Genomic DNA, 25,762 nt, shown 5'->3' with positions numbered 1-25,762 from the left:
TCCCGGCGGCGGGCGCGCCTCCTGCGCCCGCCGCACTTTCATCAGGCATCAGGAAACGCGCCCGTGGCAGATGTGATGACCCGGCTGGAGCCCAATTCACGCGCGGCGGCGCGCGGGCTGTCAGACCTTTCGATCCGCAACCTCTTCATCATTCCCACGATCACATTCCTGATCGTTTTCAACGTATTCCCGCTGATCTACTCGCTTTATACCGGCTTCACCGATTACCGCGCCTCAACCACGGCGCCGGCGAATTGGGTGGGGCTGGCGAATTTCCGCGAGTTGCTGAGTGACCCATTCATCTGGCGCAATTTCACCATCACCGCGAAATATGTGGTGATCTCGGTCACGGGTCAGGTGATTGTCGGCTTTGGTCTTGCCATGCTGCTGAACCGGCCGATGGCGCTGAAGGGGCTGATCACCACGCTCTTGATGCTGCCGATGATGCTGTCGCCGGCGGTGGTGGGCCTGTTCTGGAAGCTGCTGTATGACCCGTCATTCGGAATCATCAACTACTTCCTTGGCCTTGGGAAATTCGAATGGCTGGCGGATCCGCAGATGGCGCTCTGGGCCGTGGCCATGGTCGATATCTGGATGTGGTCGCCCTTCGTGATGCTCTTGTCGCTCGCCGGTCTCTCGGCCGTGCCGAAGCACCTGTATGAAGCGGCCGAGATTGACCGTGCCGGACCCTTCTACACCTTCTTCCGCATCACCCTGCCGCTGGTGGCGCCGATCCTGATGATCGCCATCATTTTCCGCACGATGGAGGCGTTCAAGACCTTCGACCACGCCTATATCCTGTCGTCGCAGCCCACGACCGAACTGATCGCCATCCGGCTTTACAAGATGGCTTTCCTTGAATGGCAGACCGGCCTGTCTTCGGCCTTTGCCTATATTGTGCTGATCGTCGTGGTCGCCATCACCAACATCTACGTCAAGTATCTGAACAAGGCGAAGGCGCGCTGACATGGCCGAGATCAAGACCAAAGGCGAAATGCTGTTCAACCGGGGCGCCATCCTTGCCGTGGTGGTGGCGCTGATCATCATGCTGACGCCGATCTACTGGATCGCCGCCACCTCGTTCAAAGCCCGCAATCTGGCGACGACCATCCCGCCCACCGTGGTTTTCGAACCCACGCTGGCTCCGTTCGCCAAGCTGTTCACCAAGCGCAGCCAGTTGCGCGAGCCGGTCGCGCCCGAAGTGTATGAGGCCGCGCCCTGGTGGGAAAAGCTGATCTATGACGGCGGCGAACAGGTGGTGCGCAACAAGAAGACAAACGAACCCACCTCCTCCGGTTTCGGCAACCGCTATATGAATTCGCTGATCGTCTCGATCATCTCGACCTTCCTTGCGGTGTCGATGGGCACGCTGACGGCCTATGGCTTCTCACGCTTCCGGGTGCCGGGGGAGCAGGACTGGTTGTTCTTCATCCTCTCCACCCGGATGCTGCCGCCCGTGGTGGTCGCCATTCCGATGTTCCTGATGTATCGGGCGGTGGGGCTGCATGATACCCATATCGGGCTGATCATCCTTTATACCGCCTTCAACCTGTCCTTCGCGGTCTGGATCATGAAGGGGTTTATCGACGAGATTCCGCGCGAATATGAAGAGGCGGCTCTGGTCGATGGCTATACCCGCATGGAAGCCTTCTTCAAGATCGTGCTGCCCGAAGCCCTGACCGGCATCGCCGCCACTGCCGTCTTCTGCTTCATCACCGCTTGGAACGAATATGCGTTCGCGCTGATGATGACCTCGAAGAATGCCCAGACCGCGCCGCCCTATATTCCCAGCCAGGTCGGTTCGGGGCTGTCGGACTGGACCGTTATTGCCTCGGGTGCCTTCCTGTTCCTTGTGCCCGTGGCGATCTTCACCTTCCTTCTGCGCAACCATCTCCTGCGCGGCATGAGCTTCGGAGCGATCCGCAAATGACCTTTCGCCAGATGAATGCAAAGTGGTTCGAGCCGGCAGCGCAATGGACCATGATCCTTGGACTGATCTGCCTGTGCCAGCCTTGGGTCGAGGTGCTGCACCGTTACGGGCTGACCATCATCCTGCTGGGCCTTGTCGGGTTCCTCGTGACCTCGCACATCCCGCCCGAGCCGGAAGCCGCTGAAGAAGAAGAGGAAGAGCTGGTCTGATGGCGCGGATTGAACTGACAGACATCCAGAAACATTTCGGCGCCTTTCAGGTGCTGAAGAACGTCAACCTGACCATCGAAGACGGGGAATTCGTGGTGATGCTGGGCCAGTCCGGCTGCGGCAAGACCACCACCCTGCGCGCCATTGCCGGGCTGGAAACGGTGTCTTCGGGCACCATCCGCATCGACGGGCGCGAGGTGCAGGATCTCAAGGCGGCGGACCGCGACATCGCCTTCGTGTTCCAGTCCTTCTCGCTTTATCCGCATATGACGGTTTACGAAAACATCGCCTTCCCGCTGCGCGCCGTCGGCATGAACCAGAGCGAACGTGAGGCAGCGGTGCGCGAAGTGGCCCGTGTGCTGGGGATCGAGCGGCTTTTGAACCGCAAGCCCTCGGCGCTGTCGGGCGGCGACATGCAGCGCGTGGCGATTGGTCGGGCGCTGGTGCGGCGACCCAAGGCGCTCTTGATGGACGAGCCCATCGGCGCGCTGGATGCCAAATTGCGCGAACAAATGCGCGCCGAAATCAAACGGCTGCACATCGCCCGCGCCTCCACCTCGGTTTATGTGACCCATGACCAGATCGAGGCGATGTCGCTGGCCGACCGGATTGTCGTGATGCATGGCGGCCTGCTGCAACAGGTGGGCACCCCGGAAGAGGTGTATAACCGCCCCGCCAACCTGTTCGTGGCGCAGTTCGTCGGCTCTCCGGTGATGAACGTGGCCGATGTCGGCGTCGAAAACGGCGGCCTCTCCTTTGGCGCGGGGGCCGGTGTGGCGATGCCTGCGGGGCTGATCGCGCATTTGCCGAAAAACGCGGTCAAGCTGGGCATCCGCCCCGAAGCGGTCCGGTTGAGCCATGAACCCGGCGAAGGCATGGTCGAGACGGAAACCACCAACCTTGAACCGCTTGGTTCGCATGAAATCGTGGATGTGCGTCTTGGCGGCGCCACGCTGCGCGCCCGGGCGGAACCCGGCTTTGTGCGCGGACAGGGGCAACGCCTGTGGGTCGGCCTTGATGCCGAACGGGCGCATTTCTTTGACGGTGAAACAGGTATGGCGCTGCGGAGGACGGCCTGATGGCGCGGATCGAACTGAACGGGATCACCAAGAGCTTTGGCGCACAGCGCGCGCTGAAAGGGCTGGATCTGGTGGTTGAGGATGGCGAGTTCTTCGTCCTTCTGGGCCGCACCGGCGCGGGCAAGACCACCACGCTGCGGGTGATCGCCGGGCTGGAAAAGCCCGACACCGGCAGCGTCAGCATCGGCAACCGCGATGTGGGCGGCTGGACTGCGGCAGAGCGGGATGTGGCACTGGTGCTGCAACAATATTCGCTTTACCCACGGCTGACCGTGCGGGGGAACCTTGAGTTTCCGCTGCGCTCCAAGGTGCGGCGGCAAAGCGAAGAGGAAATCGCCCGCCGGGTAGATCGCGCAGCGAAGACCCTTCAGATCACCCATCTGCTTGACCGCAAGGTCGAACGGCTTTCGGGCGGCGAGATGCAGCGGGTTTCCATCGGGCGGGCCATCGTGCGGCAACCTTCGGTCTTTCTGATGGACGAGCCGCTTTCGGCGCTGGATGCCAAATTGCGGGAGTCCCTGCGGGTGGAGTTGAAGAAACTTCATGCCGAGCTGGGCGCGACCTTTCTGTTCGTGACCCATGATCAGGTGGAAGCGATGTCGATGGGCGACAAGATCGGCGTGCTGCAATCGGGCCGTCTGGTGCAGGTCGGCACGCCTTCCGAGATTTACGAACGCCCGCTGAACACCTTTGTCGCCCGCTCGGTCGGCTCCCCGCCGATGAACCTGATCGAGGGGCGGCTGGGCGCAGGCGGTGCAGAAATTGGCGGCTACAGCCTGCCGGTCAGTGCCGCCGCTCTGGGCGCGCGGGCCGTTACCTTTGGCGTGCGGCCCGAGAATGTGGTTCTGGCGGGCGGCGCCCCGGCCGAAGCACGGGTTTTCGATATCGAGGATCAGGGTGTCATCAAGATTCTGGCGATGGACATGGGCGACACGCGGCTGCATGTGACCGTGCCCGCCGGAACCCGCGTGGCGCGGGACGAGGTGGTGCGGTTCGGCTGGAAGCCCGAGCGGGTGCTGACCTTTGATCCCGCAAGCGGCGTCAATCTGGCGCTTGGCTGAGGCGTTGCCTCAGCCAAAGCGGGCGGTGAAACGCGGCAGAACCCCGGGGTTTACGAGATGCAGGGGCAGGGTGCCCGCCGCGATGCGGCGGGCCTCTTCCACCACGCCCATGCCCATGCGCAACATGCTTTCCTCGGTGATCCCGGCCATATGCGGGGTCAGAATGACATTGGGCAGCGACAGGAACGGATGATCGGGCGGCAGCGGCTGGGTGTCGAACACATCAATCGCCGCCCCACCCAGATGGCCCGAGGCGAGCGCGGCGATCAGCGCCTCTTCAACCACAACCGGCCCGCGTGCCACATTGACCAGAATGGCCCCGGACCGCATCCGCGCCAGCGCCGCCCTATCGACAAGCCCGCGCGTCTGGTCGGTCAGGGGGGCACAAAGGGCGAGGACATCTGATTTTTCGAAAAGGGTTTCCAGATCGACATGCTCCACCCCCTTGGGCAGTCCGCTGCCGCTGCGGGTATGGGCAATCACCGTCATGCCAAAACCGCCCTGCGCCATTCCAGCCAGCGCTCTCCCGATATTGCCCATGCCCAGCACGCCAAGCACCCGGCCCGAAATTTCGCGCCCGTGGTCGGAATGGCTGCGCCCTGCGGCCCAGCCGCCTTGGCGCAGGTCGCGGTCCACCTGCGGATAGCGCCGCAACAGGGCCATGGCGGACCAGATCACATGCTCGGCCACCGTCAGGGCATTGGCGCCCGGGACATTGGTCACCAGAACCCCGGCCTCAGTCGCCACCTCGACCGGGATCATGTCCAGCCCGGCGCCGTGGCGCAGAAGGGCTTTCAGCCCCGCCCCGCGCCGCACCACCTCGGGCGGGATCGGGGCGCGGACCACGATCACCTCTGCCCCCGCGCTTTCGGTGATGATCGCGGCGGGTGTCGGGGCCGTGGCCACGCGGTAGGGGCCAATTGCCTGCAGCGCTGCGGTCACTTCGGGATGCAGCGGATGGGTGGAAAAGATCACCGGCCCGGCCATTTCAGGCGCCTGCCGGCGGCGGTTCGAGGATTTCGCTCCAGTAGCTCATCGCGCCGCGCAGGTGTGACACCATCAGCGCCGAAGCCAGTGAGGCATCGCGTCGCAGCAAGGCATCAAAGATCTGCTGATGCTCTTCATGCGACCGCCGGTTGCGTTCGGGGCTGCGGAAATAGACCTGAAGGCGGTTATGGCTCAGGGCGTAAAACGAGGTGCAGATGTTCAGGAAAACCGTGTTCTGTGTGGCCCGCACGATCTCCAGATGAAACTCCTGATCCAGCTTGTCCAGCCCTTCGCCCTGACGCAACCTGTCTTCGGACCGGGCGAGGACATCGCGCAGGCGCGCATAGTTTTCGTCATTGGCACGCGAGGCAGCCAGTTCCGCAGCCTTGATCTCATGGATCTTGCGCACTTCTACTGCCTCAAAAATCTGCCTGTTTTCAAGGGGAAGGCCGATCCTGGCGAAAAAGGCCATCGCTTCGATGCCGCCGATGCCGTCGTTCACATAGATGCCCGATTTCGCCCGCCGCTCGATCACCTGCATCGCTTCGAGGATTGCCAGCGCCTCGCGCACCAGCCCGCGCGAGACCTGAAACTTCTCGGCCAGATCACGCTCGGACGGCGCCTTGCCGTCATTGGCGCGGGCCGCTTCGATCAGATGGGCGGTGATGGCGGGAAGAAAATCCTCCTGCTGCATGGGGGGCTCCGGCTGGGTCAGTCCTTGACGAAACGCGCAATCATATCGGGGTCGATGTCAAGCCCGAGGCCCGGCGCCTCGGGCACCGCGATCATGCCGTCAACCACCCGCACCGGGGCGCGTGAGAGGTCATGGATCATCGGATTGGCACCCAGCGAGAACTCGACGATGAAACCGGCAGGGGCGGCGGCCAGCACATGCAACCCTGCAAAGAAACAGGGGGCGCCTGCCCAGAGATGTGGGGCCAGCCGCAGGTTGAACGCCGAGGCGATGGTGGCAATCCGCATCGCCTCGGTAATGCCGCCGCAAAAGGCCGGGTCGGGCTGGAAGATGTCGGCGCAGCGCCCGGCGGCCAGCGCGGCAAAGTCAAAGCGGCTGCACTCGCTTTCGCCGATGGCCACGGGAATGTGGCTGAAGGCGCGGAACTCGGCCAGACCGGCGCGGTCATCGGCGCTGACCGGCTCTTCAAACCAGGCAAGGTCGCAATCGGCCACCATATGGGCGAAACGCTTGGCCTCGGCCACGGTATAGGTGCCGTGGGCGTCCACCATCAGCTCTACCTCGGGGCCGATGGCTTTGCGCGCGGCCTGCACGCGGGCTGCAGAAACCTGTGGCCGCCCGTCCATCGACCCGACCCGCATCTTGAGCGCGCGAAAGCCGCCTTCGTCGATATAGGATTGCAACTGATCGCCAATGCCTGCCGCATCGGCCCAGCCGCCCGAGGCATAGGCGGGCAGATGCGTGGTCTTGCGCCCGCCCAGAAGCGCCCAGATCGGCTGATCCAGCGATTTGCCGCGAATGTCCCACAACGCGATGTCGATGGCGCTGATCGCCGCCAGCGTCAGCCCGCGCCGCGCCAGCTCTGGCAGCGGATGCCCCCGCGCTGCCGAGGCGACAGCCCGGCTGCCGTTATACAGGTCTTCCCAGATCTGGGTGATCTGGCTGGCATCGCGCCCGATCAGCCGCGGCCCGAATTCACGGTTCAGCAGATGCACCAGCGCGGCATAATCGCCGGCACTGCCCGCCGCATTCTTCCCCTCGCCCCAGCCGACGATGCCGCATTCCGTTTCGATCCGCAGAATGGCGGCGTCAAAAGTCTGCAACCGGCCGAAATCGCTGACATGCTGGCGCGCGGCCTCGATGGGGATCTGGACCCAGCGGGCCTGAACCGACTTAATACGCATATACCCCTCCCTTCGGGTGCGGGATGGCCCCGAAGGGCCATCCGGCGCTTACTTGATCAGCGGCAGCAGGGTTTCCGCCGTGATGCGCATCTGGTCGGCATAGAAGGCTTCGGTCAGCAGGCTCGACCCGTGATCCTGAATGAACTTCAACTGCTCGGGCGAGATATCGACCGGGTTCCTTTCCACCATCTCGGGATAGGGCGCGGCAGGGGTGCGGTCCACCGGGGCCACGAATTCATTGGTCACCGCGCCGTCATAACCGATCTCTTTCAGGGTGCCGATGATCTTGGGCCAGTCCAGATGCCCCAGCCCCGCCGCAAAGCGGTTGTTGTCGGCGACGTGGAAATCGAACAGCCGCTTTCCGGCAAGGCGGATCGCGTCATAGATGTTCGTCTCTTCCATGTTCAGGTGATAGGCGTCCAGACAGACGCCGCATTCCGGGCTCACCGCATCGGCCAGCGCCAAAGCCTGTGCGCAGCGGTTGAAAAGATAGGTCTCGAACCTGTTCAGCGGCTCGACCGCAATGCGGACCCCCTTCTTTTGCGAATGGGCGAAGCATTCGCGCGTGGCATCGACCACCCATTTCCATTCTTCCTCGGGGGTGGCATCGGGGGTCACCTTGCCGACGGTGGCCGGAACAAGGGTGACGATCTCGCCCTCAAGCTCGGAAACCATGGTGATGACCGATTTCACATAATCGACCGAACGGGCACGCTGACCTTCATCCTTGGCGGCCAGATTGCGCTCCCCCAAGGTCAGCGTGACGGCGCCCCAGCAGCGCATTCCGTTGTCTTTCAACAGCTTGAGCGTGTCGCGAGTGTTGTATTGTGTCGGCTCGCCCGAAATCTCGATGGATTCGTAGCCGTATTGCTTGATCCGGCGCACCGTGGTTTCCAGCGGCTCGGCGCGCATCCAGTTGTGAGTCGAAAGATGCATGGTTCCTCCCTTTGGGCTTGCGTCGCAGAATCTGCGGCATCCCGGTAATTCTGGTTTGACCAGATTGTGAGGATTTCCGCAGAGGGTCAAGCCCGACGCAAGGGGGTGGGGCGGGAATATTTGCGTAAAGCCCCATAAACAAGAAAAACCGGCGCCGAGCGTTGTCAGGGGCTAGTCGCCCGGCGTCTCTTTTGGTAAGACCAGATAACGCAGGGGAGGGCGCCGCATGAAGCTTGGAATGTGCATGTTTCTCTGGACGACCAAGGTCGATGCCGGGCATGAGGCGCTGATGGCCGATATCCGGGCAACGGGCTTTGACGGGGTGGAAATCCCGGTGTTTGAGGGCGCTCCGGCAGATTATGCGCGGCTTGGCACCCTGCTTGACGGGCTGGACCTGCAACGCACAGCGGTTTCGGCCATCGGTGACCCGGCGCTGGACCTGATCTCGCCTGACCGGGCAGTGCGGCAGGCGGGCATCGACCGGATGCGCTGGGTGCTGGATTGCACGGCGGAACTGGGGGCGGACCGGGTTTCGGGGCCGCTGCATTCGGTGTTGGGCCAGTTTTCCGGGCAGGGGCCGACCGCCGATGAAATCGCCCGCGCCATTGACAGCCAACAGGCCATCGGCGCCCATGCCGCCACTTTGGGCGTGACTGTCGGGCTTGAGGCGCTGAACCGTTTCGAATGCTATTTGGTCAATACCATGGCCGATCTTTCGGCTTTGCTTGCCCGGATCGACCACCCGAACATCCGCGCGATGTATGACACGTTCCATTGCAACATCGAGGAGACCGACCCCATCGCCGCGCTGACCGCGCACAAGGCCGATGTGGTGCATATCCACATTTCCGAGAATGACCGGGGCGTGCCGGGGCGCGGCAATATCCCCTGGGCCGAGACTTTTGCCGCGATCAAATCCATCGGCTATGACGACTGGCTGACGATCGAGGCGTTCGGCCGGGGCCTGCCCGATCTGGCGGCGGCAACAAAAGTCTGGCGCGACTTTGCCGAAAGCCCGCAAGCTGTATACCGTGAGGGCTATGCCCATATCCGCGCGCAGATGGCGGCGGCTGGCCTGACTTGACCGACAGGAGGAGACAGAAATGAAGACGATGAAAGGGCCCGCGCTGTTCCTTGCGCAATTCGCGGGGGATGCCGCGCCGTTCAACTCATGGGACAGTATCACCAAATGGGCTGCCGATTGCGGCTATGCCGGGGTGCAGGTGCCAAGCTGGGATGGCCGGCTGATCGACCTCGCCAAGGCCGCCACCAGCAAGGATTACTGCGACGAGTTCAAGGGTATTGCCGCCGCCAATGGCATCACCGTGACCGAGCTTTCAACCCATCTTCAGGGGCAGCTTGTCGCCGTGCATCCCGCCTATGATGAGGCGTTCGACGGTTTCGCGGCGCCTTCCGTGCGCGGCAACCCCAAGGCGCGGCAGGAATGGGCGGTGGAGCAGGTGAAGCAGGCACTGTCCGCCTCGCGCCATATGGGGTTGACGGCGATGGCCAGTTTTTCGGGCGCTCTGGCCTGGCCCTTTGTCTACCCATGGCCGCAGCGCCCGGCGGGGCTGGTCGAGCTGGCCTTTGACGAGTTGGCCCGCCGCTGGCGCCCGCTTCTGGACCATGCCGAAGACTGTGGTGTGGATGTCTGCTATGAGATCCACCCCGGCGAGGATCTGCATGACGGCGACAGCTATGAGATGTTCCTTGACCGCGTGGGCGGCCATGCGCGGGCCTGCATGTTGTATGATCCCAGCCACTACGTCCTGCAATGCCTTGACTACATTGATAATCTTGACATCTACAAGGACCGCATCCGCATGTTCCACGTCAAGGATGCCGAGTTCAATCCGACCGGGCGCAAGGGTGTCTATGGCGGCTTCCAGTCTTGGGTGAACCGCGCGGGCCGCTTCCGCAGTCTGGGTGACGGGCAGGTTGATTTCGGTGCGATCTTCTCCAAGCTGACGGCAAATGATTTTGACGGCTGGGCGGTGGTCGAGTGGGAATGCTGCCTGAAACACCCCGAGGATGGCGCGCGTGAGGGGGCGGAGTTTGTCCGCAACCACATCATCCGCGTGACCGAGAAAGCGTTCGACGATTTTGCCGATGGCGGCAGCGATGATGCGGCCAACCGCCGCCTGCTGGGGTTGTAATCATGGCCAAGATCAGACTGGGAATGGTCGGCGGCGGCAAGGATGCCTTCATCGGCGCGGTTCACCGCATTGCTGCCCGCATCGACGGGCAATTCGATCTGGTGGCGGGGGCGCTCTCTTCGACCGCCGAGAAGTCGCGCGACAGCGGCCTTGCGCTGGGGCTGGCGGCGGACCGCTGCTATGGCAGCTTTGACGAAATGGCTGCCGCCGAAGCCGCCCGTCCCGACGGGATCGAAGCGGTCGCCATCGTGACGCCGAACCATGTTCACGCTGCTGCTGCCAAGGCGTTCCTTGCCCGTGGCATCCATGTGATCTGTGACAAGCCGCTGACGGCCACGCTGGATCAGGCCGCCGATTTGGCCGAGGCGATTGGCGCGTCAAAGGCGCTGTTCATCCTGACGCATAATTACACCGGCTATCCGATGATCCGGCAGGCGCGTGACATGGTTGCCTCGGGGCAACTGGGCACGATCCGTGTGGTTCAGGTGGAATATCCGCAGGATTGGCTGACCGAGGCGAGCGAGGCTTCGGGCAGCAAGCAGGCGGAATGGCGCACCGACCCCGAGCGCAGCGGCGCGGGCGGCTCTACCGGCGACATCGGCACCCATGCCCATAACCTTGCCTGTTTCGTGACCGGGTTGAAGGTCGAGAAACTGGCCGCCGATCTGCAAAGCTTTGTTCCCGGGCGCCGGGTGGATGATAATGGCCATGTGTTGCTGCGGTTCGAAGGTGGGGCGCGGGGGATGCTGTGGTGCAGTCAGGTGGCCCCCGGCAATGAAAACGCGCTGCGCCTGCGGGTTTACGGTGAAAAGGGCGGTCTGGAATGGGCGCAGGAAGACCCGAATTACCTGTGGTTCACCCCCTTCGGTCAGCCGAAGCGCCTGCTGACCCGGGGCGGATCGGGTGCCAATCCGGCGGCGGCTGCGGTCAGCCGCACCCCCGGCGGCCATCCCGAAGGCTATCTCGAAGGCTTTGCCAACATCTATGCCGGTGCCGCCGAGGCGATCCGCGCCGCGCAGGCCGGGGGCCGTTCGGCGGCGCTGGACGTGTTGCCGGGGCTTGAGGCGGGCTTGCAGGGGATGCGTTTTGTCGATGCCTGCGTGCGGTCGTCCCGGCAGGATGCCGCCTGGGTCGCGCTGTAACGGCACCGTTTTTCGGTTGTTGAGGCCCGCCCCTGTGGCGGGCCTTTCCATGTCTGTCACCCAAGCCCTTGATGTCGGGTGATAATTTCAACCTTAAAATATATTTGACAGAACCCTCTTCATCGACAAACCTTAACCCAAGAGTAAAGAAATTCGTCACAAGGCGAATCGCAACAGGGATAGGGAGAGCGATGCTTCAAGAGCGCATCGAGGGAAAGTGGCTTGCCGCTTTCCGCCGGGTTCTGGCACTCAACGGGATCGGCAAGGGCACGCCCATTGCGATCCTGCACGAAACGCAGTCGCGCCCGGTGTTGGTGCAGCTTTGCGAATTGGCGGCCTATGATCTGGGCGCCGAGTTCTGCATGATCCAGATGCCGACCCCACCGCAAAGCGCGCCGGTTCCGGTGAAATCCACCGGCACAAGCTGGGCCTTGCAGGGCAACCGCGCGGTGATCGAGGCGCTGAAACGGGTCGAGGTGATCGTGGATTGCACGGTCGAGGGGCTGATCCACGCCCCCGAATGGCCCGAGATCGAAGACGCCGGCAACACCCGCCTCTTGGTCATCACCAACGAACACCCCGAGATTCTGGAGCGGACCGAACCCAAGGCCGAACATGGCCCCAAGGTGCAGCTTGGCATCCAGATGCTGCGCGAAGCGTCGGAAATGCGGGTGACTTCGGCCCTTGGCACCGACCTGACCGTGGACCTGCGCGGCGCGCCCTGCGGCGGCACGGCGGGGTTTGGCACCACACCGGGGGCGGTGGCGCATTGGCCCGGCGGCCTCTGCCTTGCCTTCCCGGGCAAGAATGCGGTGAACGGGCGGATCGTGATGGGCGTGGGCGACATGAACCTGACGTTCAAGACCTATCTGACCAGCCAGATCGACTTTACCATCGAGAACGACTTCGTCACCGCCATCAAGGGCGACGGCATCGATGCGCTGCATTTCCGCGAATACATGGAAGCCTGGGACGACCGCAACGCCTATGGCATGAGCCATGTCGGCTGGGGGATGCATCCCGGCGCGCGCTGGGTTTCGGCCGCGATGTATGACAAGCGCGATATGCAGGCGGTCGAGTTCCGCGCGCTGGCGGGCAGTTTCCTGTGGTCCACCGGCGCCAACCAATATGCCGGACGCTATACGCTGGGCCATTTCGACCTGCCGATGCGCAACTGCACCATCGCGCTGGATGGCCGCACCGTTGTGCAGAACGGCGTGCTTCAGGGCGATCTGGCCCTCTGACCCCTTTCCCGAAAGAGACCGACCATGAGCGATATCGCCGATTACTATGACCTGTCCCGCATCCGCCCCGAAGTGCAGGCCGTCCTGCGCCGGGTGAACGACCTTGGCCCCCGCTTTGCCGAGCGGGCCAAGGCGGTGGATGATGACGCCTCTTTCCCGGTGGAGAATTACCGCGATCTGGCGGATGAAGGCTTTCTGGGCCTGTGCATTCCGCAGGAATTCGGCGGCTGGGGCTTTACCATGGGCGAATATGCCATGGTGGGCGCCGAGATCGGCAAGTTCTGCGGCGCGACCGCGCTGACCTTCAACATGCACAATTCATCCATGGCATGGTCGCGCTTCATGTTCGAAATGCCGAACCTGACGCCGGAAGAGAAGGCCGCCTTCGCCCCGCTGCGCGAACGGCAGTTCCGCCGGGCGATTGCGGAACAGGCGATCTTTTCGCAACCGATTTCCGAGGGCGGGCAGAACTGGACCTCAAAACCGAACCAGACCCAGTGTCGCAAGGTCGAAGGCGGCTGGAAGATCAACGGCTTCAAGAAATTCGCCTCGCTGGCGGGCTATTGCGACTATTACACCATCGTCTGCACCGAGGTTTTCGAGGGCATCGAACCCCGGCACGAAGACACCGTGCTGTTCGTCGTCCACAAGGATGCGCCGGGCCTGACGGTGCGGGGCGACTGGGACCCGCTGGGGATGCGCGGCACCAACTCGCGCGATCTGATCCTGAAGGATGTGTTCGTCAGCGCCGAAGACATGCTGATGCCGCCGGGCATCTTCGGCAAGACGCTGCCGAACTTCCCACATATGATGGCCACCCTGTCGCCCACCTATATGGGCGTGGCGCAGGGCGCCTATGACTTCATGGTGGACTACCTGAAAGGCAAGACCCCCGGGCAGCCGCCGATCGACCGGCGGATGTATGCGACCAAGCGGATCACCGTGGGCAAGATCTATGCCCGTCTGGCCAATATGCGCGCCCTCTGGTGGCAGGCGTTCTGCGAGGCAAAGGGATTTCCGACCAAGGGCGAGGTGATGCGGATGTATGCCGCGCAGTACAACGTCATGGAAGGCGTGCAAGAGATTGCCGCGCTGGCGATCCGCACCTGTGGCGGCCAGTCGATGCTGAAGTCGCTGCCGCTGGAACGGATGTATCGTGACAGCCGCTGCGGTGCGCTGATGTTGCCCTATACCTCTGAAATCATGGAAGACTATCTCGGGGTTCTGGCGCTGTATGAGATGGACGAGATCGACAGCGCCCCGGGTGATGAGGGCGGCGCGCGCAACTCGCTCTGGCGGGGCGACAGCGGCACCCTGCGGATGCTGCGCTGATGCCGCGCGATCAGGTTCAGGTGCGCGGCACGGTCGCCGCGGCGCCCGGCGCGGTCTGGGCCGTGCTGCGCGACTTTTGCGGTCTTTGGCATCCGTGGATGGCGACGATCACCGAAGAGCGGGGGGCGCAGGGCGCCCTGATCCGGGCCTTCACGGTTAAGGGGGAAGAAACGCTCTACCGCGAGCAACTGACGTGGTTCAGCGACAGCGACCGCAGCCTTGGCTATCGCCATCTTGCGGGGATTGCCGGCTGTGAAGCCTATGATGCGCGGCTGACCGTCAGCGCGGCCGAAGGCGGCGGGGCGGTGGTCGTCTGGTCCGCCGTGGTCCGTGCCCCCGCCGCCCGGCTTGCGGCGATCTGCGACGGCACGCGCGCAGTTTTTGAAGCCGGGATTACCGCGCTTGAAGGTCTGGCGCTGACCTACGCCGCGCCGCCCACGCCGCTCAAGGTCACCCCGCTGCCCCCGGTGCAAGAGCGCGGCATCGACGATCTGCCGCGGCTTGGGCTGACGGTGGCGGGCGGGCCGGGGCGCAGGCTCTGCCTGTTTCTGCATGGCATCGGCGGCAGCCGCCACAACTGGGCGCTGCAACTTGCCGCGGCAAGCGGCGTGATGCCTGCCGCGGCCCTTGACCTGCGCGGCTATGGTGACAGCACTTTGGGCGCAAGGCAGTCCACGGTGGACGATTACTGTGACGACATCCTGCGGGTGATGCAGGACACGGGGGCCGAGCGGCTGGTTCTGGTCGGTCTTTCCTATGGGTCGTGGATCGCCACCTCTTTCGCCATGCGCCATCCGCAGATGCTGGACGGGCTGGTCCTGTCGGGCGGTTGCACCGGCATGTCCGAAGCGGGCCCCGACGAACGCGAAGCCTTCCGCATCAGCCGCGAAGTGCCGCTGGACGCAGGGCAGGTGCCCGCCGATTTTGCGCCCGCTGTGGTCAAGGTGCTGGCCGGGCCGGGTGCCTCTGACGCGGTGCGGCAGCAACTGCTGGCCTCAATGGCGGCGATTCCGGCCGAAACCTACCGCGACGCGCTGCGCTGTTTCACCAACCCGCTGGAACGGTTCGACTTTGCCCGGCTGACCATGCCCGTCCTGATGATGACGGGCGAGCATGACCGGCTGGCCCCCCCGGCGGAAATCCGCGGCGTGGCGGGTCGTATCTGGGATCAGGCGCCGCTGCCGGATGTCCGGTTCGAGGTGATCGCCGACGCCGGCCATGTCTGCAACGTCGAGCAACCTGCGGCCTATAACCGGGCGCTGCTCGACTTTCTGGGCAGATTGCCGTGACGGCTGCCCTGTCGCGCCGCGCGCAGAACCGGGCCGAGCGCACCCAGCGCATTCTGGATGCTGCGCTGACGGTGTTTGCCGCCACCGGCTATTCCGGCACAACGATGGATGCGGTGGCCGCCGAGGCGGGTCTGACCAAGCCGACCCTCTACCAGTATTTCCCGTCGAAAGAGACCCTGTTTCAGGCGATGATGCTGGGCAAGCGCGATGCCATGCTGGAGGTCTTTGCTAATCCCAAGCCCGGGGCGATGGTGCGGGAACTGCTCGACTTTTCGTGGGATTATGCCGCGACGGTGATGCGGCCCGACATGCTGTCTCTGGCGCGGCTGATCATCGGCGAGGTGCAGCGCTTTCCCGATCTGGGGCCGGCCTATCAGGCTTCGGGGCCGGATCACCTGTTGCGCGGGATCATGGGCTATCTGACCGACCGGCGGGATGAAGGCGCGCTGCGGTTCGAGGATGCCGAACTCGCCGCGCAAGACCTTTGGGGTCTGATCCTGTCGGCGCCGCGGACGCAGGCGCTGTATATGCCTGCCGCGCTGCCCGACCGCGCCACGCTGGCGCGCTATATCCACAATGGCCTGCGGGTGTTCCTGCGCGCCTATTCCACCCGACCCGAAGCCGATCTGGCGACACTGGAGGCGCTGCTGAACGGCGCCCCTTCCAACAGGTGAGATCCATGAAACTTGACGATTATATCGCCGACCCCGCCAGCCGCTTTGCCACCGTGGCCATGACAGACACCAACGGCCTTCTGCGCGGGCAGATGGTGTCCACCGGCAGCCTCAAGGGCATTGCGCGCAACGGCATGGGCATGGCCCCGGCGCAACTGGCGCTGGACCCGACGGACGTGCATCTGAACATGCCGGGGGTGAATGACGACACTGGCGATTTTCACGACGACCCGCTGGTGCTGGACCCTTCCAGCACCCGCCGCCTGCCTTGGGCCAAGCCGGGGCATGATCTGCTGGTGCTGTCGAATTTCACCGGCGCTTCGGCCGAAATCTGCCCGCGCTCGATCCTGAAATCGGTGCTGGCGCGGGCCGAGGCGGCGGGGTTCGTGCCGAAATACGGCATGGAACTGGAATATACCCTGTTCGACGAAACCCCTGAAAGCGCGCGGGAAAAGGGCTATCGCAACTTGAAAACCGCGACCACCCATGCCAGCCATGACCTGATCATCTATCAGGCACTTCAGACCGAATGGTATGAGGCGCTTGCGGCCATCTGCGAGCCGTTGAAGATCAACCTCGCCAAGATGCACGAGGAAATCGGCGCCGGTTTCATGGAATGCTGCATCGCTGCGGGCGAGGGGCTGGAACCGGCCGATCAACTGGTGTTGCTGAAGAATTTCCTGCGGGCGCTGGCCCTGCGGCAGGGGCGCAGCGTGACCTTCATGCCGCGCTGGAACGAGGCGGCCGACAGCCAGTCGATCCACCTGCACGTCAGCCTGAAGGACAAGGCAGGCAAGCCGGTGTTCCATGATCCGGCACAGAAGAACGGCGTCAGCCAGACCTTCCGCCACTTCCTCGGCGGGCTGCAGACCTATATTGGGGATATGACGCTGATCTTTCAGCCGACGGTCAATTCCTATCGCCGCTTTGCGCCGGGCACTTTCGCTCCGCCCGGCCTGACATGGGGATATGAGAACCGCACCACCTGCTTCCGGCTTGTCGGCCATGACGCTGGTTCGCTGCGGGTGGAGAACCGGCTTCCCGGCGCCGACACCAACCCCTACCTGACCGCCGCCGCCACCATGGCCGCCGGTGTCGCCGGCATTCTGGAGCAGATCGAGCCTGACCCCGAAACGCTGGGTTCCGGCTATGCCCAGACGCCGCCGCGCGACTTTGCCCGCTCGATGCCCGAAGCGATTGAACGGCTGCAAGGCTCGGCTTTTGCGAAAGACTGGCTTGGCGCGCGCTTTGTCGATAGCTTCACCGCAACACGCCAAAGCCAGCATGACGAGTTCCGCCGCAAGGTTCCCGATGTGGAACTGCAACGTTTCTTCGATCTGGGATAGGGCCATGGACAGCGACCTGCGCGCCAGATTTCTGGAAGGGATGAGCCGGGCGGCAACATTCGTTGCCGTCGCCACCACCGATGGCGAGGGCGGACGCTTTGGCGTTACGATTTCCTCGCTGACCTCGGTTTCGGCGGATGGGGACCAGCCTTCGCTGCTGGCTTGTGTGCATCACCTGTCGCTTGCGGCCAGTGCGATCCTGAAAAACCGCGCCTTCTGCGCCAATCTTCTGCATGAAGGCCAACAGGACATCGCCGACCTGTTTGCCGGACGTGCGGGCGCGGGGGAGCATTCCGCCCGGTTCGGGCGCACCGACTGGCAGCCTGGCCCGCTGGGCCAGCCGATCTTGGCCGGGGCGACCGCCAGTTTCGAATGCCGTCTGGCCACCGCCCTGCTGTGGGAGACGCATCACATTCTGGTCGGACGGGTCCATAGCGTCCGGCTGTCGGACAGCCCTGCCGCCCTGCTTTACGGGCAGCGGGCCTATCGCCGTGCGGTGCATCTGCCGCAAGGAGACTGAGACGAGGCCGCATCGCGCGGCAAAGGGAAAGGGAAACCGGCAGCAAGACCGGGCCCATAAAACCAGCAAGGAGTGGACAATGACGGAAAACTCATCACTCGGCACCAATCAGTTGCGCCGAAACTCGCTGGGGCTGATTGCCGTGACCTTCATGGTCATCTCGGCGGCAGCCCCGCTGACCGGGGTGGCCGGCGCGGTGCCGATCGCCTTTCTGATCGGCAACGGAACGGGGGTGCCGGCCACCTTCCTTGCCATGACGCTGATCATGCTGGCCTTTTCGGCCGGCTATGTCGCCATGTCGCGGCATGTGACCAATGCCGGGGCCTTCTATGCCTATGCGGCGCGGGGTCTGGGCGGCAATTGGGGCGGGGCGACCGCCTTCATGGCGCTGGTCGCCTATAACGCCATGCAGTTCGGCCTGATCGGCCTTCTGGGCGGCATCGCCTCGGGCGTGTTCGCCGGGTTCGGGATTGTGCTGGACTGGTGGGTGTGGAGCCTGATTGCCATCGCGCTGGTGGGCCTGCTCGGCTACCGGCAGGTGGACCTTTCGGCCAAGGTTCTGGTCGTGCTGGTGGCGCTGGAATACATCATCGTGCTGATCGTCGATTTCGCCATCCTTGGTGCGGGCGGGGCCGAGGGCAGCGGGTTGTCGGTCAATCTCTTTGACCCGACGGCGATCTTCTCGGGCTCTCTGACGGCGGCGGTGCTGTTCTGCCTTGGCTCGTTCATCGGGTTCGAGGCCACCACGATTTATGCCGAAGAGGCGCGCGACCCGGAAAAGACCATCCCCCGGGCGACCTATCTTTCCGTGCTGATGATCGGCGTCTTCTTTGTCTTCACCACCTGGCTGATGATTGCCGGTGTGGGTGCGGACAAGCTGCAACCGACCATTGGCGGGCTGGCCGATCCGACCAGCTTCTTCTTCGATCTGGCCGGGCAATATGTCGGTGGGCCGGTTCCGGCGATCATGGGGCTGCTGCTGGTCTCCAGCCTGTTTGCCGCGCTGTCGGCCTTCCACAACTATATCGCCCGTTACAGCTATGTCGCCGGGCGCGAGGGCATCCTGCCCGCCGCCTTTGGTCAGACCCATGATCGCCACCAAAGCCCGCATATCGGCTCGGTGGTGCAGACGCTGGGTGCGCTTGTCGTGCTGGCGATCTTTGCCGGGCTGGGGCTGGACCCGGTGCTGCACATGTTCACCTGGATCAGCCAGGTCGGCACCTTGGGCGTCTTGGGGATGATGACCATCACCTCGCTGGCGGTGACGGTGTTCTTTCAGCGCAATGGTGGCGGTTCGCCCCTGACGACGCTGGTTCTGCCGGTGGTGTCGGGGCTGATCATGGCGGCCCTGTTCGTGTTCATCTTCCTAAACTTCGGCGATCTGACCGGCACGACGGGCGGCATTCTGGGCCTGCTTCTGCCCCTGAGCATCCCGGTGGCCGGGCTGATCGGCTGGCTGTCGGCGGCGCGGCTGAAGGCGCGCGATCCGGCAGCCCATGCAAGGATGGGCGCCAACCGCGCCTGAACCTCGGGGGGCGGGGCCGCGCGGCCCCGCCCTTTGTCAGGACTGGCCGCGCACCCGCGCCGCCAGCGCCCGCATCGCCTGCACATACAGCAGCACGTCGATCCCCACTCCGAGGAAATTCGCCCCGGCAGCGCGGCAGTCGTCGATATAGGCCGGATCGGTGGTCAGCGCGCCTGCCACCTTGCCGGCAGCCCGGATGCGCCGCAGCGTCTCCATGACCGCGGCCTTCACCGCCGGATGGCCGGCCTGCCCCAGATGGCCCATATCGGCAGCCAGATCAGAGGGGCCGATGAACACCGCATCCACCCCGTCCACCGCCAGAATGGCATCCAGATTGACCAGCGCCGCCCGGCTTTCCACCTGAAGGATCAGGAAAATCTGGTCGTTCGCCGTGGTCAGGTAATCCCCGATCTCCGAAAAGCGCGAGGCGCGGGCAAGGCTGGAGCCGACCCCGCGAAACCCCTGCGGCGGATAGCGCGTGGCGCGCACCGCCGCTTGGGCCTGTTCGGCGGTTTCGATCATCGGGATCATCAGGTTCTGCACCCCGATATCCAACGCTTGTTTGATGGCGGTGCTGTTGCCATCGGGCAGCCGGACAACAGGGATCGAGGGACTAGCCTCGACCACGGCAAGCTGGGCCGACAGGCTGCGCAGATCGTTCGGCGCATGTTCGCCGTCGATCAGCAGCCAGTCAAAGCCGCAGGTGCCCGCCATTTCGGCCACATAGGCATCGGCCATGCCCAGCCAGCAGCCATGCAGGGTGGCGCCACTGGCAAGGCTGGCGCGCAGGCGGTTTTCGGGGGCGGGCATGGGAACCTCAGAAGTTGATGTGAACCTGGCCGAACGGGCCGAAATCGGCATGGAAGCGGCTGCCGGACGGCGCCTCGATCGGTCGGATGAACGAGCCTGACAGCACGATATCCCCTGCCGCCAGCCCCAGTCCATAGCGCGCAAGCCGATGCACCAGCCAGAGGATGCCCGTCACCGGATCGTCCAGCACCCCGGCGCCAAGGCCGGTTTCCTCGACCACCCCGTCGCGCTTGACGATGGCGCCGACCCAGCGCAGGTCATGGGCGTCAACCGCGTGGCGCTGGGCGCCAAGGACGATCCCGGCATTGGCGGCATTGTCGGCGACGGTATCAAAGATCTTCCGCGCCGCTTTCGTCACCGGATCGGCCCGCAGAATGCGGGTGTCCAGAATTTCCAGACTGGGCGCCACGGCGCCGGTGGCCGCCAGCACATCCTCGCGGGTCACGCCTTCCCCCGCCAGCGGCGCGCGCATGACAAAGGCAATCTCCGCCTCGACCCGGGGCTGGATGAAGCGGCCCGCAGGGACCGTCGCGCCATCGGCAAACAGCATATCGTCCAGCAGCACACCCGAATCCGGCGTCGTGATGTCCAGCGCCTGTTGCATCGCCCGGCTGGTCAGCCCGATCTTCCAGCCGATCCCCTTGGCCCCCGCCGCCCGCTTGGCCGCCACAAGGGCCGCCTGCACCGCATAGGCATCGTCCAGCGTGATCGCCGGATATTGCAGGCTGAGAAGCCCGGTCTGCAGGCCGGTCCGTTCGGCCTGCAACAGGGCTTGGGCGGCGGCGGCGATCTGATCGTGGGTCATTCGTCTGCCACTCCGTTCGTCAGGGTGCCGATGCCTTCGGCGGTTACCTCGATGACATCGCCGGGCTTCAGCCAGATCGGCGGATCGAACCGTGCGCCCGCGCCGGTGGGGGTGCCGGTCACGATGATATCCCCCGGAACCAGCGTGGTGAAGGTCGAGATGTAGGCGATCTGCCGCGCCACCGGAAACAGCATCCGCCCGGTGCGGTCGGATTGTCGGACCTCGCCATTCACCCGCGTTTCCAGCGCCACATCAACGATCTGCCCCGGATCGGTGAAGGGCACGAGCCAGGGCCCGATGGCGCCGGAGCGGTCCCAGTTCTTGCCTTGGGTGACGTTGAATTTCGCATGGCGCACCCAGTCGCGGATCGTGCCCTCATTACACAGCGTCAGGGCGGCGATATGGGTCAGCGCTTCGGCTTCGGCGATGCGGCGCCCGCCCTTGCCGATCACCACCGCAATCTCGCCCTCGTAATCCAGTTGCGGGCTTTCCGGCGGCCGGATCAGCGGCTGACCCGCGCCGGTAAAGCTGCGGGCAAAGCGCGGAAACAGCGACATGTTCGGCGGCGCCTCTTGCCCGTCCTTGTATTCGGCATTGCGGTCGGGAAAGTTCACGCCGACGCAGATGATCTTTTCCGGCGCCGGCACCGGGATGTCCCAGTCAAAACTGCCGTTGGAATGGGTCGGTGCCCGCCCTTCGGCGGCCCGGGCCAGCGCGTCCAGCCCATCCGCCGCGATCACCTCGCGCAGGGTCGGCCATTGGGGGAATGCGGCCGACAGCGCGACAATGCCGCCCTCGACAACCACACCATAATGTTGTGCGCCCTTGGCGCGGATGGTGGCGAACCTTGGCAAGCCCATGGGCCGTGTCCTTCATCTTGGCGAAAATATCCTCGGGGGGTGAATGGCCGCAGGCCAGAGGGGGGCAGACGGCCCCCCTTCTTATGGCGCCACGATGGGCGTCGCCTTCAGGTCGCTCTCGCGCAGCGCGGCGCCATCAAATTCCGAGCCGAGTTCGAACCATGATCTTGGCGCGGGCGCCCCCCAGAGCGTCTGGCGTTGCGGGTCTTTCAGGCTCCAGCGGATCGGCTCCAGATCGGGGTCAACCGTCTGGTAGTCCGAGCAATAGATCTCGGTCCGGTGGCCATCCCTGTCGCGGATGTAAAGGAAGAAGGCGTTGGAAATGCCGTGCCGCCCCGGCCCGCGCTCGATGTTCGGCAGATAGCCCGAGGTGGACATCAGGTCGAGCAGGTCGATGATATTCAGGGGCGTGGGCACCCAGAAGGCGGTGTGGTGCAGGCGCGGGCCGGTGCCGTTGGTAAAGGCCACGTCATGCACACCGCCCTTGCGATGCATCCACGCCGCCCAGGTGCGGCCGGTTTCCTCATCGGCGGTGTATTCCGTCACGCGAAAGCCCATCTCGCCATAGAAGGCAACGCTGGCGTCCACATCACTTGCAAACAGGTTGAAATGGTCGATGCGCAGCGGCTTGACCCCACGATAGAGTTTATACTGCTGATGGATCGGCGGCAGCCGGTCCATCTTGGCATAGAACTCCAGCGGCACGCCCCAAGGATCGCGGGTCCGCAGCACCCGGCCCATGAAGGGCCGCTCGATCCAGCCGGTGGGCAGGCCCTTGGCGCGGAACCACGCCTCGGCCCGGTCCAGATCATTTTCGTCCCAGACCTTGAAGCCCAGCACGCCGACATGGCCCGCCTCGGCTTTTTTCAGGATCATGCAATGATGCCCCCGCTCCTCCAGAGCGCGCAGATAGATGTGACCGGCATCTTCATGGCTGACCTGAAGGCCCAGCATGTCCACATAATAGGCGCGGCTCCACGCCAGATCGGTGACACCCAGCTCGACATGGCTCAGGCGGACGATGTTGAAGGGCGGATAGAGGTTGGCGGCGGGAATGGGCATCTGGCGTCCTTACAGGGGGAAGATGACATTGGTCTGTCCGGTGCCGGACGACGGGAAATAGGGGGTCACCACTTCGCATTTGCCGGTGTAGCTGTCCCAACCCAGCGCGCCATAGAGCATGGCTGTGTCGTGCATCGAGCCTTCGCCACAGCAGAACTGGGCATATTCCGGCAGCATCTTCAGGAAGGTGGCATGATCGCCGTTCTTCCACATCTCCAGCACATGCAGGTCCATCTGGCGGTTGAACTCGCTGGAAATCGTGAAGGTGCCGTTGTTGGCGGCATAATCCTTGTTCGGCCAGATCTTGTGCGACAGCGACCCCGAGGCGACCAGCAGCACGCGCGAGTCGCTGGCCTCGACCGCGCGGCGGATCGCCTGACCGATCACCCGGCTTTCGTCATGGCTATGCACCGTGCACCATGCCGCGACCGACACCACCTTCATCTGATGCGCCCGGCTCAGGAACCGCATCGGAACCAGCGTGCCATATTCCATTTCCAGGCTGTCGAGGTGATGGGCCAGCGTATAGACCCCCAGATCGCGCGCCGCCTCGGCGATGGCGTCACCAAGCGCCGGATTGCCCTCATAGGCATAGGGCATGTTCTGGATGAATTGCGGAAATTCGTTCGAGGTGAACAGCCCTTCGAAATGGCTGTTGGCGTTGATGTGAAAGCCCGCGTTGATCACCCAATGGGTGTCGCAGATGATCACGGTATCCACGCCCAGCTCTTTGGCGCGGCGGCCGATTTCGACATGGCCGTCAATCGCCGCCTGACGTTTGCCCTTCACCGGGCCGTCTTGTTCCGACATCAGCATCGTCGGAACATGCGTGCATTTGGCGGCGAGAACGATCTCTCCCATGGTCTTCCTCCCTAGGGGTTCAGCGCGTTTCCTGCGTGCTGAGGGCCGGGCGCGTCAGGCGCCCAGCCGCTGAATCTTGTGGTGGCCAAGGGCGAAGGCGGTGTTCTTGGTTTCCATGTAGAATTCGAACGACCAGTCGCCGCCGTCGCGGCCGATGCCGCTGGCCTTGACCCCGCCAAAAGGTGTCGGCAGGTGGCGCACGTTTTCGCTGTTGACCCAGATCATCCCCGCCTCCAGCCGGTCCGAGACGCGCAGCGCCCGGGTCAGGTCATTGGTCCAGACATAGCCGGTCAGCCCATAGGCCACGCCATTGGCGATGCGCAGCGCCTCCTCCTCATCCGCGAAGGTCAGCGTGGTCAGGAAGGGGCCGAACACCTCTTCCTGCGCGATCCGCATGGCGGGGGTGGCTCCCGTGAACAGGGTGGGGCGCACGAACCACCCCTGATCCCCGACGCGGCTTCCTCCGGCGGCCAGCGCCGCGCCATCTTCGTGCCCGATGGCCACATAGCCCATAACCTTGTCGAAATGGGTCTTGTGGATCAGCGGCCCCACCTCGGTCGCCGGGTCGAGCGGGTGGCCGACCTTGATGTTGTTCACCCGTTTGACCAGCATGTCGTGGAACCTGTCGGCCACGCTTTCCTGCACCAGTAGCCGCGAGGAAGAGGTGCAACGCTCACCATTGAGCGAGTAGATCATGAAGATCACGGCATCCAGCGCGCGCTCCAGATCGGCATCCTCGAACACGATCACCGGGTTCTTGCCGCCCAGTTCGAAATGCACCCGCTTCAGCGTTTCCGACCCTTGCCGCATGATCATGCTGCCGGTCTTCGTCTCGCCGACAAAGGCGATGGCCTTGATGTCGGGATGTTCGGTCAGCGCCCGCCCGGCGCCCTCGCCCATGCCGTTCACAAGGTTCAGAACGCCCGGCGGCAGGCCCGCCTCATGGCAGATCTCGGCCAGAAGCCGCGCGGAAAGCGGGCTGAACTCGGCCGGTTTGTGAACCACGGTGCAGCCTGCCGCCAGCGCCGGGGCGATTTTCCATGTGGACAGCATGAAAGGCGTGTTCCACGGCGTGATCACCCCGACCGGCCCGATGGGATGGCGCGAAGTCACGTTCCAATGCGTCGGCGTCGGCAGGCTTTGCCCGTCGCGCGCGCCGGGGGCCAGATCGGCGAAGAAGCGGAAGTTCTCGGCCCCGCGCAGCGCCGCCTTGGACATGAAGCGCCACGCCTGCCCGGTATCCCAGCATTCGCAAAGTGCGATTTCCTCGGCCCGCGCCTCGATCAGGTCGGCGATGCGGTGCAGGATGGCCTTGCGCTGATCGCCGGGCATCGCCGCCCATGCCGGAAAGGCCGCTTTGGCCGCCTTGGCTGCGGCGTCGATCGTGGCCGCATCGCCAAGCGCCACCTTGGCAATCAGGCTGTCATCAACCGGCGAGCGGGTCTCGAACCAATTCGCGGCGGCAACATCCTGCCCGTCGATCAGGTTCAGGATGCCGCTGTCGCGGAACCGGGCAAGGTGGGTGTCCAGTCGCGCCAGATGGGTGGCAAGTGTGGTCATTGGTCGTCTCCGGTCAGATAGCGGCGGACTGATGAGGTTTTGGGCGACAGCGCGGGGTCGATGTCGCGCATCTCGAACGAGAGCATGAACGAGGAACTGGCCAGAACACCGGCGCAATAAGCTTCGGCGGCGGCAAAGATATGGGCCGTTGCCGCTTCCTTTGCCGCCTGAGGCCGCCCGGCGCGCAGCCGCAGCGAGATGTCGGCAAAGGCATGGTCGGGGTTGCCGTCGGCGATCACCACATGGTCGCAGGCCGTGGCCCGCACCCGCAGCCCTGCCAGCGGCAGCACGCCGGTTTCGGCGGCCGCATCGCGCAGCACCCGACACAGCCCGGCGATATCCAGCCGGGCCGCAAGATTGGGCGAATAGTCGATCTGGATATGCGGCATCCGTTCCTCCCTAATAGTTGCTTTGTTAAGTAAATCTGCGCATCTGTCAATGATTCGGGATGACCCGTCCAATCCGGCCCTTGGAAGAACGCGCAAGCCGCGTTACC

General features: G+C 64.1%; 26 protein-coding genes. 15 read left to right on the top strand and 11 right to left on the bottom strand.

The genetic code is table 11. From position 1 onward, the window contains the following. The first annotated feature begins 63 nt into the window (after positions 1-63). From HS053_RS22525 to HS053_RS13105, 5 genes are read left to right on the top strand one after another with little or no spacing between them, the layout of a single operon-like run. Positions 64-966 (top strand): ABC transporter permease subunit, encoded by a 903-nt coding sequence (locus HS053_RS22525; protein WP_206677604.1) that lies wholly within the window; start codon positions 64-66, stop codon positions 964-966. Between the two features lies 1 nt (position 967). Continuing rightward, a complete protein-coding gene (locus HS053_RS13120; RefSeq protein WP_174211697.1) occupies positions 968-1,930 on the top strand; it encodes a carbohydrate ABC transporter permease in 963 nt (320 codons plus the stop codon). Then, a complete protein-coding gene (locus HS053_RS13115; protein ID WP_174211696.1) occupies positions 1,927-2,139 on the top strand; it encodes a hypothetical protein in 213 nt (70 codons plus the stop codon). The genes HS053_RS13120 and HS053_RS13115 overlap by 4 nt, the downstream gene beginning before the upstream one ends. Then, positions 2,139-3,218: an ABC transporter ATP-binding protein gene (locus HS053_RS13110; RefSeq protein WP_174211695.1), complete on the top strand. Its 1,080-nt coding sequence runs from the start codon at positions 2,139-2,141 to the stop codon at positions 3,216-3,218. The genes HS053_RS13115 and HS053_RS13110 overlap by 1 nt, the downstream gene beginning before the upstream one ends. After that, a complete protein-coding gene (locus HS053_RS13105) occupies positions 3,218-4,279 on the top strand; it encodes an ABC transporter ATP-binding protein (protein ID WP_174211694.1) in 1,062 nt (353 codons plus the stop codon). The genes HS053_RS13110 and HS053_RS13105 overlap by 1 nt, the downstream gene beginning before the upstream one ends. 9 nt (positions 4,280-4,288) lie before the next feature. Here HS053_RS13105 and HS053_RS13100 read toward each other — a convergent pair whose 3' ends face one another. The 4 genes from HS053_RS13100 to HS053_RS13085 are packed head-to-tail and all read right to left on the bottom strand — an operon-like array spanning position 4,289 to position 8,080. Then, positions 4,289-5,266, bottom strand: coding sequence for an NAD(P)-dependent oxidoreductase (locus HS053_RS13100; RefSeq protein WP_174211693.1), 978 nt, complete (start codon positions 5,264-5,266; stop codon positions 4,289-4,291). 1 nt (position 5,267) lies between these two features. Then, entirely contained in the window at positions 5,268-5,960 is a 693-nt protein-coding gene (locus HS053_RS13095; protein WP_174211692.1) for a FadR/GntR family transcriptional regulator, read from the bottom strand. Between the two features lie 17 nt (positions 5,961-5,977). Next, positions 5,978-7,144, bottom strand: a complete 1,167-nt coding sequence (locus HS053_RS13090) for a mandelate racemase/muconate lactonizing enzyme family protein (protein WP_174211691.1) — start codon at positions 7,142-7,144, stop codon at positions 5,978-5,980. A gap of 48 nt (positions 7,145-7,192) precedes the next feature. Next, on the bottom strand, positions 7,193-8,080 hold the full coding sequence (locus HS053_RS13085; RefSeq protein WP_174211690.1) for a sugar phosphate isomerase/epimerase family protein: 888 nt from the start codon (positions 8,078-8,080) through the stop codon (positions 7,193-7,195). Between the two features lie 226 nt (positions 8,081-8,306). Here HS053_RS13085 and HS053_RS13080 point away from each other — a divergent pair, with 226 nt between their 5' ends. From HS053_RS13080 to HS053_RS13035, 10 genes are all read left to right on the top strand, one after another. Further along, positions 8,307-9,164, top strand: coding sequence for a sugar phosphate isomerase/epimerase family protein (locus HS053_RS13080; protein WP_174211689.1), 858 nt, complete (start codon positions 8,307-8,309; stop codon positions 9,162-9,164). Between the two features lie 19 nt (positions 9,165-9,183). Beyond that, entirely contained in the window at positions 9,184-10,236 is a 1,053-nt protein-coding gene (locus HS053_RS13075; protein ID WP_174211688.1) for a sugar phosphate isomerase/epimerase family protein, read from the top strand. A gap of 2 nt (positions 10,237-10,238) precedes the next feature. Next, entirely contained in the window at positions 10,239-11,378 is a 1,140-nt protein-coding gene (locus tag HS053_RS13070; protein ID WP_174211687.1) for a Gfo/Idh/MocA family protein, read from the top strand. 191 nt (positions 11,379-11,569) lie between these two features. Next, a complete protein-coding gene (locus HS053_RS13065; RefSeq protein WP_174211686.1) occupies positions 11,570-12,622 on the top strand; it encodes a M29 family metallopeptidase in 1,053 nt (350 codons plus the stop codon). A 24-nt stretch (positions 12,623-12,646) separates the two neighbouring features. After that, complete coding sequence (locus tag HS053_RS13060) at positions 12,647-13,954, top strand: acyl-CoA dehydrogenase family protein (RefSeq protein WP_174211685.1); 1,308 nt, start codon at positions 12,647-12,649, stop codon at positions 13,952-13,954. After that, positions 13,954-15,243, top strand: a complete 1,290-nt coding sequence (locus HS053_RS13055) for an alpha/beta fold hydrolase (protein WP_174211684.1) — start codon at positions 13,954-13,956, stop codon at positions 15,241-15,243. Before HS053_RS13060 ends, HS053_RS13055 begins: the two co-directional genes overlap by 1 nt. Continuing rightward, positions 15,240-15,917, top strand: a complete 678-nt coding sequence (locus HS053_RS13050) for a TetR/AcrR family transcriptional regulator C-terminal domain-containing protein (RefSeq protein WP_174211683.1) — start codon at positions 15,240-15,242, stop codon at positions 15,915-15,917. Before HS053_RS13055 ends, HS053_RS13050 begins: the two co-directional genes overlap by 4 nt. Before the next feature lie 5 nt (positions 15,918-15,922). After that, positions 15,923-17,263 carry a glutamine synthetase family protein gene (locus HS053_RS13045; protein WP_174211682.1) on the top strand — a complete coding sequence of 447 codons (1,341 nt, stop codon included), beginning with the start codon at positions 15,923-15,925 and terminating at the stop codon, positions 17,261-17,263. Positions 17,264-17,267: 4 nt separating this feature from the next. Next, entirely contained in the window at positions 17,268-17,783 is a 516-nt protein-coding gene (locus HS053_RS13040) for a flavin reductase family protein (RefSeq protein WP_174211681.1), read from the top strand. A 79-nt stretch (positions 17,784-17,862) separates the two neighbouring features. Beyond that, on the top strand, positions 17,863-19,308 hold the full coding sequence (locus HS053_RS13035) for an APC family permease (protein WP_174211680.1): 1,446 nt from the start codon (positions 17,863-17,865) through the stop codon (positions 19,306-19,308). A 36-nt stretch (positions 19,309-19,344) separates the two neighbouring features. Here HS053_RS13035 and HS053_RS13030 read toward each other — a convergent pair whose 3' ends face one another. The 7 genes from HS053_RS13030 to HS053_RS13000 all read right to left on the bottom strand — a co-directional run bounded on the left by HS053_RS13030 (position 19,345) and on the right by HS053_RS13000 (position 25,655). Next, complete coding sequence (locus tag HS053_RS13030; protein WP_174211679.1) at positions 19,345-20,118, bottom strand: HpcH/HpaI aldolase family protein; 774 nt, start codon at positions 20,116-20,118, stop codon at positions 19,345-19,347. A gap of 7 nt (positions 20,119-20,125) precedes the next feature. After that, complete coding sequence (gene hpaH / locus HS053_RS13025; protein WP_174211678.1) at positions 20,126-20,923, bottom strand: 2-oxo-hept-4-ene-1,7-dioate hydratase; 798 nt, start codon at positions 20,921-20,923, stop codon at positions 20,126-20,128. Next, complete coding sequence (locus tag HS053_RS13020; protein ID WP_174211677.1) at positions 20,920-21,783, bottom strand: fumarylacetoacetate hydrolase family protein; 864 nt, start codon at positions 21,781-21,783, stop codon at positions 20,920-20,922. Before HS053_RS13020 ends, hpaH begins: the two co-directional genes overlap by 4 nt. Before the next feature lie 81 nt (positions 21,784-21,864). Continuing rightward, positions 21,865-22,845, bottom strand: a complete 981-nt coding sequence (hpaD, locus tag HS053_RS13015; RefSeq protein ID WP_174211676.1) for a 3,4-dihydroxyphenylacetate 2,3-dioxygenase — start codon at positions 22,843-22,845, stop codon at positions 21,865-21,867. A 9-nt stretch (positions 22,846-22,854) separates the two neighbouring features. Then, positions 22,855-23,706 (bottom strand): 3,4-dihydroxyphenylacetate 2,3-dioxygenase, encoded by an 852-nt coding sequence (hpaD, locus tag HS053_RS13010; RefSeq protein WP_174211675.1) that lies wholly within the window; start codon positions 23,704-23,706, stop codon positions 22,855-22,857. A 54-nt stretch (positions 23,707-23,760) separates the two neighbouring features. Then, positions 23,761-25,266: a 5-carboxymethyl-2-hydroxymuconate semialdehyde dehydrogenase gene (gene hpaE / locus HS053_RS13005; protein ID WP_174211674.1), complete on the bottom strand. Its 1,506-nt coding sequence runs from the start codon at positions 25,264-25,266 to the stop codon at positions 23,761-23,763. Continuing rightward, a complete protein-coding gene (locus HS053_RS13000) occupies positions 25,263-25,655 on the bottom strand; it encodes a 5-carboxymethyl-2-hydroxymuconate isomerase (RefSeq protein WP_174211673.1) in 393 nt (130 codons plus the stop codon). The genes hpaE and HS053_RS13000 overlap by 4 nt, the downstream gene beginning before the upstream one ends. Positions 25,656-25,762 lie beyond the last annotated feature (107 nt).

It is taken from the genome of Tabrizicola fusiformis, assembly GCF_013328815.1.
Taxonomy (GTDB): Bacteria; Pseudomonadota; Alphaproteobacteria; order Rhodobacterales; family Rhodobacteraceae; genus Fuscibacter.
Note: the sequence above shows the minus strand (reverse complement) of the source record. Positions and strands in the feature narration are given on the sequence as shown.